Genomic DNA, 15,404 nt, shown 5'->3' with positions numbered 1-15,404 from the left:
CCCCCCCCCCCCCCCCCCCCCCCCCCCCCCCCCCCCCCCCCCCCCCCCCCCCCCCCCCCCCCCCCCCACCCCCCCCCACTACAGAGGTTATTGGGGTTTGTAGGGGGTGAGACTTTTTACCGCAAGGCTCCAGGTCCAACCACGTTGCAGGCCGGCGGCGGCGAAGAGAATTGCCGCCACACCCAGCCATTGCAGCCAGCCCAGGCGGTGCCCGAAGGCAAACCAGTCGACAAAAATTGCCGCTATCGGGTAGATGAACGACAGGGCTCCGGTCAACGCCGTCGGCAGTTTCTGGATCGCGCCGTAGAGCAACACATACATCAAGCCGGTGTGCACCATTCCCAGGGTGACCATCGCCGCCCAGGCATCGGGGGCAGCCGGCAGGCTGTTCCAGGGCACCAAGGGGGCGAGCAGCACGGCCCCGGTTGCCACCTGGATCAACGCCATCAAATGCGGCGGCACCTCCTTCAAACGCTTGATGATCAACGCGGCAATCGCGTACAAAAACGCCGCGCCCAACGCCAGCGCGATCCCCGCCAGATAATCTCCGCCACTCTGCTGCTCGCCATGGGCGGTCACGATCGCCAGCATGCCGAGGAACGCCACGCTCAACCACGCCAGCTTCAACACGGTGATCTTCTCACCGAGAAACACCGCCGCCAGCAGCACCAACATGAACGGCTGCACGTTGTACACCGCTGTGCTGATGGCGATGGACGCGTGGGAATAGGACTCGAACAACAGCAACCAATTGCCCACGATGGCCACGCCACTGAGCACCGCCAGCCCGACCTTGACCCAACTGAGCAGGTCCAGGCGCAGGTAGCCGAGCAAGGCGCACACCAGCAGCAGCGTCAGTCCGCCGATCACACAGCGCCAGAACACCACTTCGATCACCGACACGCCCGATACCAGCACAAACCAACCAATGGTGCCGGAGATCAGCATGGCGGCGATCATTTCCCACGAACCGCGACGGATAGATGTGTCCACGATGGAAGCTCCTCAAGTGAGGCTCAATTATGGCAATCTGCTCAGCAGCGCCTCCAGCGACTAAAAAAGGCAAACCCTTCGATTCACCTTTTCTTATTAGGCGGGCACCATGCTTGACACCATCGACCAGCAACTGATCGCCGCCCTGATGGACGATTCGCGGCTGTCCCTCAAGGCCTTGGCCGGCATTACCGGACTGTCTTCGCCCAGCGTTGGCGAACGCCTGCGTCGCCTTGAAGAGCGTGGCGTGCTGACCCACTACACGGTCGACATCGACCCCAAGCACTTCGGTTACCTGCTGCAGGCCATCGTGCGTATTCGCCCCCTGCCCGGCCAGTTGCAGGAGGTGGAGCGACAGATCCAGGCGATCCCCGAGTTCACCGAGTGCGACAAGGTCACCGGCGACGACTGCTTCATCGCGCGCCTGCACGTGCGCACCATGGAGCAACTGGACACCCTGCTCGACCGCCTCAACCACTACGCCGAAACCAACACGGCCATCGTCAAGAAGACCCCGGTGAAACGACGTTTGCCCCCGCTGGCGCATTGATGATTTTGAGTCACTTGCGCAGTGACTGGATCGCTATTCTGTCAACAGTCGACGGTCTTTATGCTGGGCTCCACTCATTGGAACCACAGGTGTAAAGCTCATGTACGTGATTACCGGTATTACAGGCAAAGTCGGCGGCGCCCTGGCACGCAATCTCCTCAAGGCGGGCCAGCCCGTTCGCGCCGTGATTCGCGATGAGGCCAAGGCGGCCTATTGGGCGGACCTGGGCTGTGAAGTGGCGTTTGCCCGGATGGAAGATGCCCAGGCACTGACCGCTGCCTTCAAAGGCGCGACCGGTGTGTTCATCCTGCCGCCACCAGGGTTTGACCCGCTGCCCGGCTTCCCGGAGGCCCGTGCAGTGATCGCCGCCGTGAGCCAGGCATTGCAGGCGGCTGCGCCGAAGAAGGTGTTGTGCCTGTCCACCATTGGCGCCCAGGCCGAGCAGGTCAACCTGCTGACCCAGCGCACCCTGATGGAACAGGCCCTCGCCGCCCTCGATCTGCCGGTGACCTTCCTGCGCCCGGGCTGGTTCATGGAAAATGCCGCCTACGACCTGATCACGGCCCGTGAAACCGGGGTGATCCACAGTTTCCTGCAACCCTTGGACAAGGCCGTGCCGATGATTGCCACGGCGGATATCGGTGTACTCGCGGCGCAACTGCTGCAGCAGGACTGGTCCGGGAAGCGAGTGGTGGAATTGGAGGGGCAATGGGTCAGCCCCAACGATATTGCCCAAACGCTGGCGCAGATACTCGGCCGTGACGTACGGGCCAAGGTGGTTGAGCGTGATACCTGGGAAACCCTGCTGCGCTCGCAAGGCGCGCAAAACCCGTTGCCACGCATGCGCATGGTGGACGGTTTCAACGAAGGCTGGATCTGTTTCGAGCATGAACATGTGATCAAAGGCAGCACACCGCTGCTGACGGTATTGCGTGAGCTGGCCCGCTAAAACCACCACCGGTTGGCCGGCGATTGCGGTGGGTCCGCTTGCATCTTCGCTGACAGACATTCCGCCATCGCTGGCAAGCCAGCTCCTACAGTTCGGTGCGTGAACGGCTCAATTAAAACTCTGTAGGAGCTGGCTTGCCGGCGATGGCGGTGGTCCAGCCGACTCATTGGGTGGCTGATCTGACGCTATCGCCGGCAAGCCGGCTCCTACAGTTTGGTCTGTGTGGTTTATTCGTGCAGTGTTTTGGCGGCGGCGAGCAAGCCTTGGAACTGGTGGTAGCGGGCCGACAACACTGCGTATTGCGCAGTATCCGGCACGTACCGCGCCTTCACGGGCATTCCCGCTTGCAGCAGATCCGCGCCCTGCCCGATGGCCAGGAAGCCCAGTTTCGCCGCACCGATGCACGCGCTCAGTTCACTGCCGTGCAGGGTGAAGATCTCCCGCTGCAGGATATTGGCCAGCAATTGCGCCCAATACTCACTGCGTGCGCCGCCACCCACCAGGGCGCATGCGCCGACGTCGGCCCCTGCCGATTGCACCGCGCGCAACGCATCCAGTAAACCAAACCCCACCCCCTCCATCACCGCATAACCCAGCATCGCGGGCGTGCAGTCATGGCCCAGGTTCATGAACCCGCCACGCAACAAAGGATCATTGTGCGGCGTGCGCTCCCCCGCAAGGTAAGGCAAAAACAGTGGCGTGGACGCAGGCACCGCTTGGCCCATTGGCAGTTGCGCCTGGACCTGTACCAGCAGCGCCTGTTCATCGGGCATGCCGGTCAACCGTGTTACCCAGCGCAAGCAACTGGCACCCGCCAGCATCGCGCCCATGGTGTACCAGCGGTCTGGCAGCGCATGGCAAAAGCTGTGCACGGCACTCGACGGGTTACCGGCCGCATGATCGGTGATCGCGACAATCGCCGCGCTGGTACCCAGGGTGATGAAACCATCGCCGGCATTGATCGCACCGATGCCGACGGCGGCCACCGGGTTGTCGCCGCCACCGCCTGCGATCACCACTTGCGCCGACAAACCCAGCTCGGGTGCCGTCAGCTGGGCACTCGCCGCGCCGCCCTCGACCAAACGCGGCATCTGCTCCGGGGCCAGGCCCGTCGCTCGCACCATGGGGGAGAACCATTGGCGGTTCGCCACGTCCAGCCATAACGTGCCCGCCGCATCGGACATCTCGCTGATCCGCTCGCCCGTCAGGCGCAAACGCAAGTAGTCCTTGGGCGACAGCACGCAGTCAATCGCCGCGAACAGCTGCGGCTCATGCCGTTGCAGCCACAGCAGTTTCGGCGCCGTCAGCCCGGCCATGGGCAAGCTTCCGGTGACGTCGGCAAAGCCCGGGCCCAGCTGTTCGGCTTCGGCCACGGCGCGGGCGTCGTCCCACAAAATTGCCGGGTACAACACCCGGTTATCGTCCCCCAGCAACACCGCACCATGCATCTGGCCCGACAGGCCGATGCAGGCCACGCGGGTAAACACCGGATGGGCGCGCAGTTGCTCCAGGGCCTGCAGGCACGCTTGCCACCAATCCTCTGGATCCTGCTCGGACCAGCCGCTGTGGCGGCGCGAAACGCTCAGGCGCACGCCGGCATGGGCCAATACGCGGCCATCAAGGTCCATCAGGATGGCCTTGAGTTCCGAGGTGCCGAGGTCTATGCCGAGGGAAACGGGTGTGCTCATACGCGTATCATTCCAATCCAGTACAGCCACATGAATGCCTCAGTTGCAGGGTCGGTGCCAGGCGCAGGCTCTGGGTCGGCGCGTCGGGTGAGGCCATGCGTTGCAGCAGCAGATGCACCGCGCGGGTGCCCAGGTCCTGCACCGGCTGGGCAATCAGCGTCAGGCGCGGCACGAAGAAATCCGCCCAGTCAAAATCGTCGAAGCCCACCAGGGCCATTTGCCCTGGTACCTCGATGTGCGCATCCCGCAAAGCGTGCATCGCACCGAGGGTCATCAGGTTGTTGCCGGCCATGATCGCCGTGGGCGGTGCCTCCAGGGCCAGCAAGTGTGCGGTGGCGGCCCGCGCCGGCTCGCTGCTGGAGCCGCCGTTGACCAGCAACTGCGGATCAAACGCCAGCCCGGCCGCCTGCAACGCCTGGCGGTAACCGGCTACACGCTCATCGGTGGTGCCCAGCCCCGCACGTCCGGCAATAAAGCCGATGCGTCGGTGGCCGTGTTCAATCAAATGGCTGACCAGCGCTTGGGTGGACTCGGTGTTCTCCACGCCGATCTGATCAAACTGCTCGCTCATCATGCGGTCCACCAGCACCGTCGGCACCTCGTTGGCCTGCAAGTATTCCAAGGCCCGGGAACCGGTCGACGGTGCCAGCAAGATCCCGTCGACCCGCCGATGATGCAGCGCCGTGACCACCCGTAGCTCCTGCTCCGGGTCGTCGTGGGGGTCGACAAACAGCATCATGTAGCCGTGCCGTGCACACTCGGTTTCGATCGCGTGCACGGTTTCGCTGAAGTAGTGGTTGGACAGCGCCGAGATCGCCACGCCAATCGTGCTGGTGCTCGACCGCGCCAGCGAGCGCGCCAGGGTGTTGGGAATGTAGCCCAGTTCCTGGATCGCACGCTGCACCGCCTGCACGGTGGCCGGGCTGACTTTGCGGGTGCCGTTGAGCACATGGGACACCGTCGACGTCGACACCCCCGCCCTGCTTGCCACGTCATCCATGGTGACCACGACGCTGCTACCCCTTTAGTGGATCAATGTTGACTCGACCAACCGCTGTACGTACCGACGTTGTCACGGGTGATCAGTTTTGGCGTGAGCAGGGTAACCGCTTCGGCCGGGGCCTTGTCATTGAGAATGTCATTGCCCACGTTCACGGCAGTCTGGGCCATGGCCCAAGGGTCCTGGCTGGCGGATGCCTGGATCTGGGTCTGGGTCTTCAGCGCGTTTTCAATGTCGGGTGCGCCGTCCACCGAGGTAATGATGATGCCGCCGCGCTTAAGCTGCTTGGCCGCCAGGTCGCTGCCGATGGCTTGCGGGTCGTTGATCGCGAACAGGCCGTCGATTTTCGGGAAGCGCGTGAGGTAACCCTGCATCACGTTCAGGCCGCCTTCGCGGGAACCTTTGCCGTCCTGGTCATCGGACAGCACCTTGATCTCTGGCGCACTGGCCAGGGCGGCTTTGCAACCTTTGACGCGGTCGGTCACGGCGGTGACTTGCGGGCCGTTCTGGATGATCACGTTGCCCTTGCCCGAGAGCTTGTCCACCAGGAACTGGCAGGCCAACTTGCCGGCTTCGACGTTGTCGGTCTGCACCGTGGCGTTTACGCCCTTGGCGTCCACGTCCACCGCCACCACCACAATCCCCGCGTCACGGGCTTTCTTGATCGCCGAGGCCATGGCCGACGGGTCCACCGCGTTGAGCAGGATCAGATCAACCTTGGACGAAATGAAGTTGTCGATCTGCGAGAACTGCTTGCTCAGGTCATAGTCCGCCGACACCGAGGTGACCTTGACGTTGGGGTTCAGCTCCTTGGCTCGTGCGGTTGCGCCATCGGCCAGGGTTACGAAATACGGGTTGCCCAGCGAGCCCATACTGATACCCAGGGCCTTGAGTTCGCGGGCGTCTACGGCCTGGGACATCAGGGCAGCCAAGGCGACAACGGGAAAGATGCGTTTTAGGTTCATACCGGTCTCTCTTGTGATTGTTAGGGGAGTCGATTCAGGTCCGCGCACCGGACTGGCGATAGCGATCCAGCGCCACCGCGCCAATGATCACGATGCCCTTGATGATGTACTGCCAGATGTCCGACACCCCCAGCAGCACCAGGCCGTTGGTGAGCACCGCGATGATCAGGGCACCGATCAGCGTGCCGCCGATGGTGCCGACGCCACCGGTAAAACTGGTGCCGCCCAGGATGACCGCAGCAATTGCATCCAGCTCATAGGACTGGCCCAGTTGCAGGCCATTGGCGGCGAACAGGCGCGAAGCACTCATCACCGCGCCCAGCCCGGCCAGGGCGCCGGACATGGCGTAGACGAACAGCAGCACTTTCCACACTTTGATCCCCGACAGCCGCGCCGCTTCCGGGTTGCCACCCACCGAGTAGATCTGCACACCCATCACGGTGCGGCGCAGGATGAACCACGACAGCACCACCACGGCCACGGCAATCACCACCAGCCACGGCACGCCGAGGATCGAGTCGTTGCCGATAAAGGCAAACGGCAGGTCGGGGTTGAACACGGTCTTGTCATCGGCCAGCAGGCGCGCAAGGCCGCGCATGGCGGTCAGCGCGCCGAGGGTGACAATGAACGGCGGCAGGCGCATGAACGCGATCAGTCCGCCATTGACCAGGCCCAGCAACAGGCCGAAGCCGATACCCGCAGCAATCCCGAACATGCCGAACTGCGGCGACAGCGACACCTGCAGCGCCACCACAGCGGACGCCGCCAGGATCGCACCGACAGACAAGTCGATACCTGCCGTGAGGATCACAAAGGTCATGCCCGCCGCCAGCACCACATTGACCGAGGCCTGCTGGGTGATGATCGACAGGTTCTGCACGGTCATGAAGTTCTCGCTGGCCAGGGCGAACCCCACCAGCAACAAGACCAGCACGGGCAACATGCCCACCGTGCGCATCAGTTCACGTGCGCGTTCTGCCTTACCTGTTGGAGCAATGTTCAACTCAGCCATGGGCAACCACCTGATCGCCACCGGTGGCGAGGTCAATAATGCGTTCCTGGGAAATGGCGTAGCCCGATGCCCCGCCGACTTCGGCCACCAACTGGCCTTCGCGCATCACCAGCACGCGGTCGCAGGTGCCGATGATTTCCGGCAGCTCGCTGGAGATCACCACGATGCCCACACCGGCCAGCGCCAGTTGATTGATGATGCGGTAGATCTCGGACTTGGAGCCGATGTCCACGCCACGGGTGGGCTCGTCGAGGATCAACACGTGGGGCCTGACCTCCAGCAAGCGCGCCAACAGTACCTTTTGCTGATTGCCGCCCGACAAGGCGCCGACGTTGACCTTGCCCGACGCCACACGAATCGACAGTGACTGGATCGCATCCTTGGCGCGCTGCGCCGCGTGCTGGCGGTCGAGCACGCCACCGGCATGGGCATCCGGCACACAGGCGCAGACGTTGATGTTGTCGGCCACGCTCATGTCGAGGAACAGGCCCTGGGCCTTGCGGTCCTCGGTGAGGTACACCACGCCTGCGCGGATGGCGTCGGCCGGGGTGCGCAGTTGGGTGACGGTCTTGCCCACCACTTCCAGGGTGCCGCTGGTGCGTGGGTCGGCGGCGAAGATCAGCCGCGCCAGCTCGGTGCGCCCTGCCCCGACCAAACCAGCGATGCCCAGCACTTCACCGGCGTGCAGGTCAAAACTGCAGTGGCGCACGCGCTTGCCGTCGGCCATGTCGCGCACGCGCATCACCACGTCTCCGGGGTTGTAGGCGGCGTGTTCCTTCTTGTAGAAACCTGACAGGTCGCGCCCCACCATCATTTTCACCAGCACCTCGGCCGACAGCGCGTCGCGGGTCAACTCGCCAATGTACTGGCCGTCACGCAGCACCGAAACGCGGTCGGACAGCTCGTAGATTTCGGCCATGCGATGGCTGATATAGATGATCGCCAGGCCCTGGCTGCGCAGTTGCTTGATCAGCGCAAACAGGCGGTCGGTCTCGCGGGAGGACAGCGGCGTGGTGGGTTCGTCCATCACCAGGATCCTGGCGTTGCCATGCAAGGCACGGGCGATTTCCACCAACTGGCGTTCGGCGATCGACAGGCTGCTGACCGGCGTCGACGGTTTGAACTCGGCACCCAGGCGTTGCAGCACTTGCACACAACCGGCCTGCATGCCTTTGCGGTCGATGGTCCAGCCACGGCGCAGTTCACGGCCCAGGTAGATATTCTCGGCCACGCTGAGGTTGGGGCACAGGCTCAGTTCCTGGTAGATGACGGCGATGCCGTGGGTCTTGGCGCTGGCGGGGTCGAAGGTGGCGACGGGCTGGCCGTCGATGCGGATCTGACCACCGGGGTCAGCCTGGTAGGCGCCGGAAAGGATTTTCATCAGCGTGGATTTGCCGGCGCCGTTCTCCCCCATCAAGGCGTGGATTTCGCCGGGGTAGACCTTCAGGCCGACTGACTTGAGCACCCGCACACCGTTGAAGGTTTTGCTGATGCCCTGCATCTCAAGCAAGGGTTCAAGGCTCATGAATGAGCTCCTGGTTTTATTATTTTTGTTGTCGAGTGCTGCCGACTCTATGCCAGTTACATTTCCTTACGCAAGCGCTTGCGTGTGCCGTTTATCGTTTGATTAAACGTTTCACCAAAACGTTATTGGCGTTACCCGTTAAATGTCGCCGAGGATGAAACCGCTTCGCTCAGGCACTTGATCAGCCCCCGGTGGGTCTCGCTCAGTCGCGTGCCCGCGCTGATCAGCGCGAGTTCCGACGGCGGCACAGGTGGCAGTTCTGTACACACCCGATGGCTGGGCAGTACGGCGCTGACGGGCAGGATGCTGATACCGAGGCCCGACGTCACCGCCGCCTGGATACCCGTGAGGCTGTGGCTGCCAAACGCCACGCGCCAGCTGCGTCGCGCCTTGTCCAAGGTGCGGATGGCGCGTTGGCGGTAGATGCAACCTTGGGGAAACAACGCCAGTGGCAGCGTTTCAGCGTGCAAATCCTGGCCATCGCCACACACCCACACCAGAGGCTCCGGCCAGCTGGCATGGCACTCGCCGCTGCCGACTTCGCGCTTGACCAAGGCAATGTCGATCTCGCCCGCTTCCAGTTGCCGGCGCAGGTCGGTACTCATGCCGCTGACTGTTTCCAGTCGCGCTTGCGGGCGTGCACGAACAAATCCGGAGAGGATCGAGGCCATGCGCGTCGCGTCGAAGTCCTCCGGCACGCCTAACCTGACGGGCACCACTTTGGCTTCGGTATTCAACGCATCTCGCGCTTCGAGGGACAGGTTCAACAGGCGGCGGGCGTAATGGGTCAGCAACTCGCCCTGTTCGGTAGGGCTGACGTGCTGGCCAGAGCGATCACGCACCAGCAACACGTGCCCAACGCTCTCTTCCAGCTTGCGAATCTGCTGGCTGACCGTGGATTGAGTGCGGTGCACCCGCTCGGCGGCGCGAGTGAAGCTGCCTTCGTCCACGACACAGACCAGGGTTTGCAGCAGTTCCAGATCAAACATGGCGGCGGCCTTCATATCGACTATTCAACTGTGATGCAGAGGTTAATTTAATTTCCAACTGACAGCCACGCTTTCTATGCTGTCTCCATCACTCACGACGCAACAGGTGAACCCCATGCCGCTCGAACACTCCCCTCGCCCGCTCTGGCTGACCTTTGACTGCTACGGCACATTGATCCAATGGGATGAAGGCCTGCGCGCCGCCGTCGACCGGATCCTGGAGGCCAAGGGCGACCACCAGGTGGACCGCGAGACCCTGATCAGCGTCTACGACCACCACGAACACGCGCTGGAACAAACGCCGCCCCATCGCAGCTTCCGCACCTTGGCCGGGCTGAGTCTGCAGTTGGCGCTCAAAGAACTGGGCCTGAGCGCCAGCCCTGACGATGCCGCGATCCTGACCGACAGCATCGGTGCCATGCCGCCGTTCCCCGAGGTGCTGGGCACGCTCAAGCAGTTAAAGCAGCAGGGTTACAAACTGTGCATCGTCTCCAATACCGACGATGACGTGATTGCCGGCAATGTCGCGCAGTTGGGTGGGTATATCGACCGCGTAATCACCGCGCAGCAGGCGGGAGCCTACAAGCCGGATCGCCGCTTGTTCGACCATGCCCATGCGCAACTTGGGGTGAGCCTCGACCAGGTGGTGCACATCTGCGCCAGCCCGCATTTGGACCACGCCGCCGCGCGGGATATCGGCTTTCGCTGCGTGTGGATCGACCGTGGCACCGGCCGGCAACTGCTCGCCGACTACACGCCGGACGCAACCCTGCCAGCCCTCGACGGCGTGCCCGAGCTGTTCAAGTCTCTGGGGTGGTAAGCCATGGCCCACACGTTCACACCCTCCTCGCTCGGCCCCCACGCCGGGCGCTTCAACCTCGACACGGTTGCCGCCATCGAAGCCCGGGTAGAGCTCGCCGCCTGCCTGCAATTGGCGGCGCTGCATGGCCTGGAAGAAGGCATCTGCAACCACTTTTCGGCCACGGTGCCGGGGCATGACGGGTTGTTCTTCGTCAACCCGTTCGGCTATGCCTTCGAGGAAATCACCGCTTCGCATCTGTTGGTGTGTGATTACGCCGGCAACGTGATTGATGGCGACGGTACGCCGGAAGCCACTGCGTTCTACATCCACGCCCAACTGCACCAGCAGCAGCCACGCATCAAGGCAGCGTTCCATACCCATATGCCCAATGCCACTGCGCTGTGCCTGCTGCAAGGCCCACCGCTACTGTGGCTGGGGCAGACCGCGTTGAAGTTCTACGGGCGCACGGCGGTGGATGAGCACTACAACGGCCTGGCCCTGGACAACCGTGAAGGCCAGCGCATTGCAGCGGAATTGGGCGACGCCGACGTATTGTTCCTCAAAAACCACGGCGTGATGGTAACCGCGCCCAACATCGCCGAAGCCTGGGATGACTTGTATTACCTGGAACGTGCCGCCCAGGTACAACTCAAGGCCATGGCCTGCGGCGGGGTGCTAAAACCGATCGATCCACAGGTGGCAAAGTTGGCCTCCTCACAGATGCGCGAAGGTGATCCGGCCAGCGCGCGGGCCCATCTGGACAGTGCGATGCGCCGATTGAAGTTGCGCGGTTCGCATTTTGATCGATAGGTGCGAGCCCGCCCCAATGAAAACGCCGCATCCTGTCAGACAGAATGCGGCATCGGGTTTCAGGCCGTGGGCTTGAGGGGCCTACTTCATTGAGCATTGGCCTTGGCCGCATCGTTGATGATTGCCACCACTCGCGCGGGGTTGGAGACCATCACCACGTGGGAGGCGCCTTTGATGTCGATGGTTTCCTTGGAGCCGGCACGGTCCGCCATGAATTTAAGCGCAGCCTCGGGAATATTTTTGTCGGCTGAACCGTATATGAAGTAGGACGGCAGTTTTTTCCACGCCGGATCACCCGATGGTTCCTTCAGTGCGGCCTCGGTAATCGGACGCTGACCGGCAGCCATCAGTTGTGCGTCCTTCGGCGCAACGTCGGCGGCGAACTGGCTGTTGAACTTGTCCTGCTGGATATACAGGTCGGTCACGCCGTCCCCGGACACCACCGGTTTGTCCAGGGTCGGCCCCAGGGTGCCGCCCGGATAGCGGCCAGACAGTTCAAAGGCGGTCTCGCCCTTTTCCGGGGCGAAGGCGGCGACATACACCAGGGCCTTGACCTTGTCGCTGCCGTGTACGGCATTAGTGATCACCGAACCACCGTAGGAATGGCCAACCAGGATCACCGGACCGGGGGTGTGTTCGACGATATCGGCCACATAGTCAGAGTCGGTCTTCACGCTGCGCAGCGGGTTGGCCACAGCAACCACCGGATAACCTTCGGCCTTGAGCCCGGCGATCACGCCGTTCCAGCTGGAGGCGTCCGCGAAGGCGCCATGCACCAGCACCACGGTGGCTTTCTGGGTATCGGCGAAGCTGGCAGAGGCGGCGCCAAGGGCGAGTGCGCCGGTGAACAGGGCGGCGGCAACACGGGAGAACTTGAAGGTTTTCATGGGCATTTGCTCCGTTGGGTTAGGCGCTCAAGGCGTTGAACGTGGAGCCATGATGCCGAAACCGAATTTACAAATGGAGGCTATTAGTCGACGATATGGCGCAGATCGTCTAAACAGATTATTTACACTCAGGTGAGTCATGGATCGTTTGTCCACCCTGCTCGTGCACTTCGGCATCGGTGCCGATACCTTCCACAGTGGCCCGCTGCGCGGCGCCATCGACACCCGGGACCTGCAGCAACGCGGCCGGGTTTACCTGCTCAAGGAAGGCCAGGCCACCCTGGACATGCCCGACGGGCCGTTGCGCATTCCCAAGCCCAGCCTGGTGCTGGTGCCCCGCCCGCTGCCTCATCGGCTACTGGCGAGCGCGGAGGATGGCGCCCAGGTGGTTGCCGCCTCATTGCGCTTCGACGGCGGCCTGGACAACCCGTTGTCAGTAGCCTTGACCGACACCATCGTCATGCCCCTCGACCAGATTCCGATGATTGCCGGCACCCTCGACTGGTTGTTCAGCGAAGCCTTCGCCGAGCATTGTGGCCGCGAAGCGGTGATGAACCGCCTGTTCGAATTGATGGTGATCCAGTTCCTGCGCCATATGATGGCCGAGCACAGCATGACCACAGGGATGATGTCGGGCCTGGCCGACCTGCGCCTGGCGCGGGCCATGACCTTGCTGCACAACCATCCGGAACGCCCGTGGACCGTGCAGGAAATGGCCGTGGAGTCGAACATGTCCCGCGCCAGCTTCGCCGCGTACTTTCACAAAGTCGTCGGCCAGACCCCGGCCGACTATGTGCTGAGCTGGCGCGTTAGCCTGGCGCAGAAACGCCTGCGCGAAGGCCGGCCCATCGCGCTGATTGCCGATGAAGTGGGCTATGAAAGCCCATCGGCGCTGGCCAGGGCGTTTCGACGCAAGATCGGCACCAGCCCGCGGGAATGGGTGCAGCAGCAGTGATTTCAAGGACTTGGCGCACCAGACCGATGCATTGCACAGCTAGAGAATCAGATACTGCGGGGGCACGTCGCCCTTCACATAAAATACCTCCTGCTCGTTGAGCTGAACTTTATCGATAGCCTGGAGCAAGGTCGCCTTGGTTATTTTCCCTTCCCTCACCAGGCGCTCCCCATCTTTAAGGATGATATCGGGCACGGTTCGAAACGCGGAGGGGTCTTGGGTGGTGTCCACAGTGTAAACCGGCACTTTGTTGTTGTTGGTGGAGTACTGCCTGGCGAAACTTTCTGCCTTCATCTCACGGGTACTGAAGGACATGACCTCGCCATTGCTGCCGCCCTGGCGTGCCGTGTGTTTGATAATTGCCGCCAGGTAGTCATCACCCGACGTTGTTGTGCCTGCGGCACGACGCAGGCCGGTAACAGATGGATTTTCGGTCCCGGTGTGAGCCCGATAGATCCTGGCAGGTACGGGAAAATCCTCAGCCTGGAGTTGAGCGACAGACGTGATCCCGGGCGTTGCCCCTGGCGTCTCGTTACGCTGTTTCAGCAGGTCCTCCAGGAAACCCGTCGAGTCTCCGCCGCTGGCAGATGCCTGCGGCGCGGCCGATTTTGAACTGCTGCCACCGCCGCCACTGACACCTCTGCGTACCCAGCCCCCCGTATTGTCTGGCTTGGCAACGATGCCGCTGCTGACTAATCGGGTCGGATCATTCGGGTCCTTGACTCGCAGCAGGTAGTGCTCACCATCGCCCGCATCCGGCGTCTCAGCTGCGAAGTAACGATTTTCTCCCTGGAACGAAACGCTTCTGAAACCCGGGTATTGGGGCGTTGCAGAAGGGGCTGCCGGTGAGGGCTCCTCAACCTCAGTGACAGGCGTATTTTCAGTCGGCGTGTTCACTTCAGCCGTCTTGGAACCCGGCAATGATCCTGCGGGTTTACCGGGCGACCCAGGCATCGGCAGGTTTTTCCTGGCCGGACTGTCCGGTTTCAAGCCCAGCGCATCGCCCAGGTCGCGAACTTCCTGGTCCGTCATCGGCTCATTGCGAATAGCCTTCGTCAATAGCGTCGCGAGCCCCCGGGCTTGACCATAAACGGGTACAAAGCCCTGGGCGACGTCACCCACGCCCTTGAGCACGCCGTCCATGGTCGGCTTATCGACACCGAATACGTTGCCGATCTGGTTGTTTTTGTTCAGGTCCAACAGGAGTGCGCTGAAAGGGTTATCGAAGTAGCGTTCAACGGTATCAGCGGTATTTTGGTTGACGCCGAACACCTGCAACGCTTCACCCAAGCCGGAAAATGGGTGCTCAAGGTGATTGAGCAGCTCATCGTAGAACCCGCGAATATCATTGGCGCCCACGTTGTCGAGGGACTGGTTGGTAACCTTTTGCTTGAACGCTTGTTCCGAAAGAGGCACCAGCGGCCGGCCGCTGTTCACGCCGTTGTTCAAAAAATAGAAATTGCCTTTGTCACCATCGCCCAACAAATTCCCATAGGCGTCAAACTGGAAATAGACTTTTTCACCGTCCGGCCGCAGGCCGGAATACAGCACACGTCCCTCTGGCGACTCACGCTCCGTTTTAAGGTTGCTCAACCCATTGACCGACACCGGTGGTGCCGATGCACCTGTGTCCAGGCGGCCAAAGATATCGCTGTGTTCATTGGCAAAGGGCCCGACCACGGCATTGATGTCGTTGTTTTTGAACTGGGCCATCGTGTCGAGGACACTTTGCGTCCTGCCTGGGTATCCGCTTTCTGCGAAGTGCTTGGCAAACGCGCTCAAGCGTTGGGGGTCACCCGCGAGGGCTTTCAACCAGGTGTTCATTTCCTCGCGCGTATTGAAGGAGTGAAAGGAAGCACCGTCTTTCTCTGGTACATACAGCACAATATTCGGGCCATCGGAATTCGGTGGTACACGCTGTATGAACAGAATGTCGTTCGCCTGGATGCCATTGACCGCGAATGTCTTGACCTGCACTTTGGGCAAGGTCGCTTTACCCGGGTACAACACGGCATCGACCATGGCATTGGCATCAGGCGCGAGGCGGCCGTTGTTCAGGTCGCTTGTCACGCGCTCGCTGAACGCGGCCTTGTGATCACTGTACACGTGCGGATCAGCGTTTTTTTGCGACCGTTTTTCCCGCACTGAGACACTGTTTGCCGTAGCGCTGGATTGGCTGAAGGATGTGATGAGCATAAATGGCCAAGGTAAAGGAGTGGGTTGTCGGCGCGGGAATAATCCATGGCCGTTGTCCTCCCTTGTGTGATCCTGACGTACGA

At 62.1% G+C, this 15,404-nt stretch carries 14 protein-coding genes; 5 read left to right on the top strand and 9 right to left on the bottom strand.

Translation table 11 applies throughout. The features are described from left to right. Positions 1-87: 87 nt before the first annotated feature. Positions 88-993, bottom strand: a complete 906-nt coding sequence (locus AC07SU_RS26065; protein WP_494998680.1) for a DMT family transporter — start codon at positions 991-993, stop codon at positions 88-90. 109 nt (positions 994-1,102) lie between these two features. On the opposite strand from AC07SU_RS26065, the gene AC07SU_RS26060 reads away from it, so the two are divergent. Together AC07SU_RS26060 and AC07SU_RS26055 are read left to right on the top strand one after the other, a co-directional pair. Then, a complete protein-coding gene (locus AC07SU_RS26060; protein ID WP_176996152.1) occupies positions 1,103-1,543 on the top strand; it encodes an Lrp/AsnC family transcriptional regulator in 441 nt (146 codons plus the stop codon). A 100-nt stretch (positions 1,544-1,643) separates the two neighbouring features. Continuing rightward, a complete protein-coding gene (locus tag AC07SU_RS26055; protein ID WP_494998679.1) occupies positions 1,644-2,492 on the top strand; it encodes an NmrA family NAD(P)-binding protein in 849 nt (282 codons plus the stop codon). Between the two features lie 227 nt (positions 2,493-2,719). Here the strand turns inward: AC07SU_RS26055 and xylB are convergent, their stop codons facing one another. From xylB to AC07SU_RS26025, 6 genes are all read right to left on the bottom strand, one after another. Next, positions 2,720-4,180, bottom strand: coding sequence for a xylulokinase (xylB, locus tag AC07SU_RS26050; RefSeq protein WP_494998678.1), 1,461 nt, complete (start codon positions 4,178-4,180; stop codon positions 2,720-2,722). A gap of 7 nt (positions 4,181-4,187) precedes the next feature. Then, positions 4,188-5,189, bottom strand: coding sequence for a LacI family DNA-binding transcriptional regulator (locus AC07SU_RS26045; protein WP_494998677.1), 1,002 nt, complete (start codon positions 5,187-5,189; stop codon positions 4,188-4,190). Between the two features lie 23 nt (positions 5,190-5,212). Beyond that, positions 5,213-6,145 (bottom strand): ABC transporter substrate-binding protein, encoded by a 933-nt coding sequence (locus tag AC07SU_RS26040; RefSeq protein WP_494998676.1) that lies wholly within the window; start codon positions 6,143-6,145, stop codon positions 5,213-5,215. A gap of 34 nt (positions 6,146-6,179) precedes the next feature. Then, the gene (locus AC07SU_RS26035) at positions 6,180-7,157 is read right to left on the bottom strand and encodes an ABC transporter permease subunit (protein WP_176998280.1); all 978 of its coding nucleotides are present in this window, start codon (positions 7,155-7,157) and stop codon (positions 6,180-6,182) included. Then, the gene (locus AC07SU_RS26030; RefSeq protein ID WP_494998675.1) at positions 7,150-8,682 is read right to left on the bottom strand and encodes a sugar ABC transporter ATP-binding protein; all 1,533 of its coding nucleotides are present in this window, start codon (positions 8,680-8,682) and stop codon (positions 7,150-7,152) included. Before AC07SU_RS26030 ends, AC07SU_RS26035 begins: the two co-directional genes overlap by 8 nt. Before the next feature lie 131 nt (positions 8,683-8,813). Next, positions 8,814-9,671, bottom strand: coding sequence for a LysR family transcriptional regulator (locus AC07SU_RS26025; protein WP_494998674.1), 858 nt, complete (start codon positions 9,669-9,671; stop codon positions 8,814-8,816). Between the two features lie 115 nt (positions 9,672-9,786). On the opposite strand from AC07SU_RS26025, the gene AC07SU_RS26020 reads away from it, so the two are divergent. Then, on the top strand, positions 9,787-10,491 hold the full coding sequence (locus AC07SU_RS26020; protein WP_494998673.1) for a haloacid dehalogenase type II: 705 nt from the start codon (positions 9,787-9,789) through the stop codon (positions 10,489-10,491). Positions 10,492-10,494: 3 nt separating this feature from the next. Next, positions 10,495-11,283 carry an aldolase gene (locus AC07SU_RS26015; RefSeq protein ID WP_176998286.1) on the top strand — a complete coding sequence of 263 codons (789 nt, stop codon included), beginning with the start codon at positions 10,495-10,497 and terminating at the stop codon, positions 11,281-11,283. 86 nt (positions 11,284-11,369) lie between these two features. On the opposite strand, the gene AC07SU_RS26010 is transcribed toward AC07SU_RS26015, so the two are convergent. Further along, a complete protein-coding gene (locus AC07SU_RS26010) occupies positions 11,370-12,170 on the bottom strand; it encodes an alpha/beta fold hydrolase (RefSeq protein ID WP_176998287.1) in 801 nt (266 codons plus the stop codon). Between the two features lie 139 nt (positions 12,171-12,309). Here AC07SU_RS26010 and AC07SU_RS26005 point away from each other — a divergent pair, with 139 nt between their 5' ends. Continuing rightward, a complete protein-coding gene (locus AC07SU_RS26005; RefSeq protein WP_176998288.1) occupies positions 12,310-13,125 on the top strand; it encodes an AraC family transcriptional regulator in 816 nt (271 codons plus the stop codon). 39 nt (positions 13,126-13,164) lie between these two features. Here the strand turns inward: AC07SU_RS26005 and AC07SU_RS26000 are convergent, their stop codons facing one another. Continuing rightward, positions 13,165-15,321, bottom strand: coding sequence for a dermonecrotic toxin domain-containing protein (locus tag AC07SU_RS26000; protein ID WP_494998672.1), 2,157 nt, complete (start codon positions 15,319-15,321; stop codon positions 13,165-13,167). Positions 15,322-15,404: the final 83 nt, after the last annotated feature.

This window comes from Pseudomonas sp. GW821-FHT05H12 (genome assembly GCF_059419385.1).
The sequence above is the reverse complement of the archived record's forward strand: the minus strand, read 5'-3'. Positions and strand labels throughout refer to the sequence as shown.

Excerpts from the sequence above, each read along its gene's own strand:
- AC07SU_RS26060 (WP_176996152.1), top strand. The coding sequence starts at position 1,103 with ATGCTTGACACCATCGACCAGCAACTGATCGCCGCCCTGATGGACGAT.
- AC07SU_RS26055 (WP_494998679.1), top strand. The coding sequence starts at position 1,644 with ATGTACGTGATTACCGGTATTACAGGCAAAGTCGGCGGCGCCCTGGCA.
- xylB (WP_494998678.1), bottom strand. The coding sequence starts at position 4,180 with ATGAGCACACCCGTTTCCCTCGGCATAGACCTCGGCACCTCGGAACTC.
- AC07SU_RS26040 (WP_494998676.1), bottom strand. The coding sequence starts at position 6,145 with ATGAACCTAAAACGCATCTTTCCCGTTGTCGCCTTGGCTGCCCTGATG.
- AC07SU_RS26035 (WP_176998280.1), bottom strand. The coding sequence starts at position 7,157 with ATGGCTGAGTTGAACATTGCTCCAACAGGTAAGGCAGAACGCGCACGT.
- AC07SU_RS26030 (WP_494998675.1), bottom strand. The coding sequence starts at position 8,682 with ATGAGCCTTGAACCCTTGCTTGAGATGCAGGGCATCAGCAAAACCTTC.
- AC07SU_RS26025 (WP_494998674.1), bottom strand. The coding sequence starts at position 9,671 with ATGTTTGATCTGGAACTGCTGCAAACCCTGGTCTGTGTCGTGGACGAA.
- AC07SU_RS26020 (WP_494998673.1), top strand. The coding sequence starts at position 9,787 with ATGCCGCTCGAACACTCCCCTCGCCCGCTCTGGCTGACCTTTGACTGC.
- AC07SU_RS26015 (WP_176998286.1), top strand. The coding sequence starts at position 10,495 with ATGGCCCACACGTTCACACCCTCCTCGCTCGGCCCCCACGCCGGGCGC.
- AC07SU_RS26010 (WP_176998287.1), bottom strand. The coding sequence starts at position 12,170 with ATGAAAACCTTCAAGTTCTCCCGTGTTGCCGCCGCCCTGTTCACCGGC.
- AC07SU_RS26005 (WP_176998288.1), top strand. The coding sequence starts at position 12,310 with ATGGATCGTTTGTCCACCCTGCTCGTGCACTTCGGCATCGGTGCCGAT.
- AC07SU_RS26000 (WP_494998672.1), bottom strand. The coding sequence starts at position 15,321 with ATGCTCATCACATCCTTCAGCCAATCCAGCGCTACGGCAAACAGTGTC.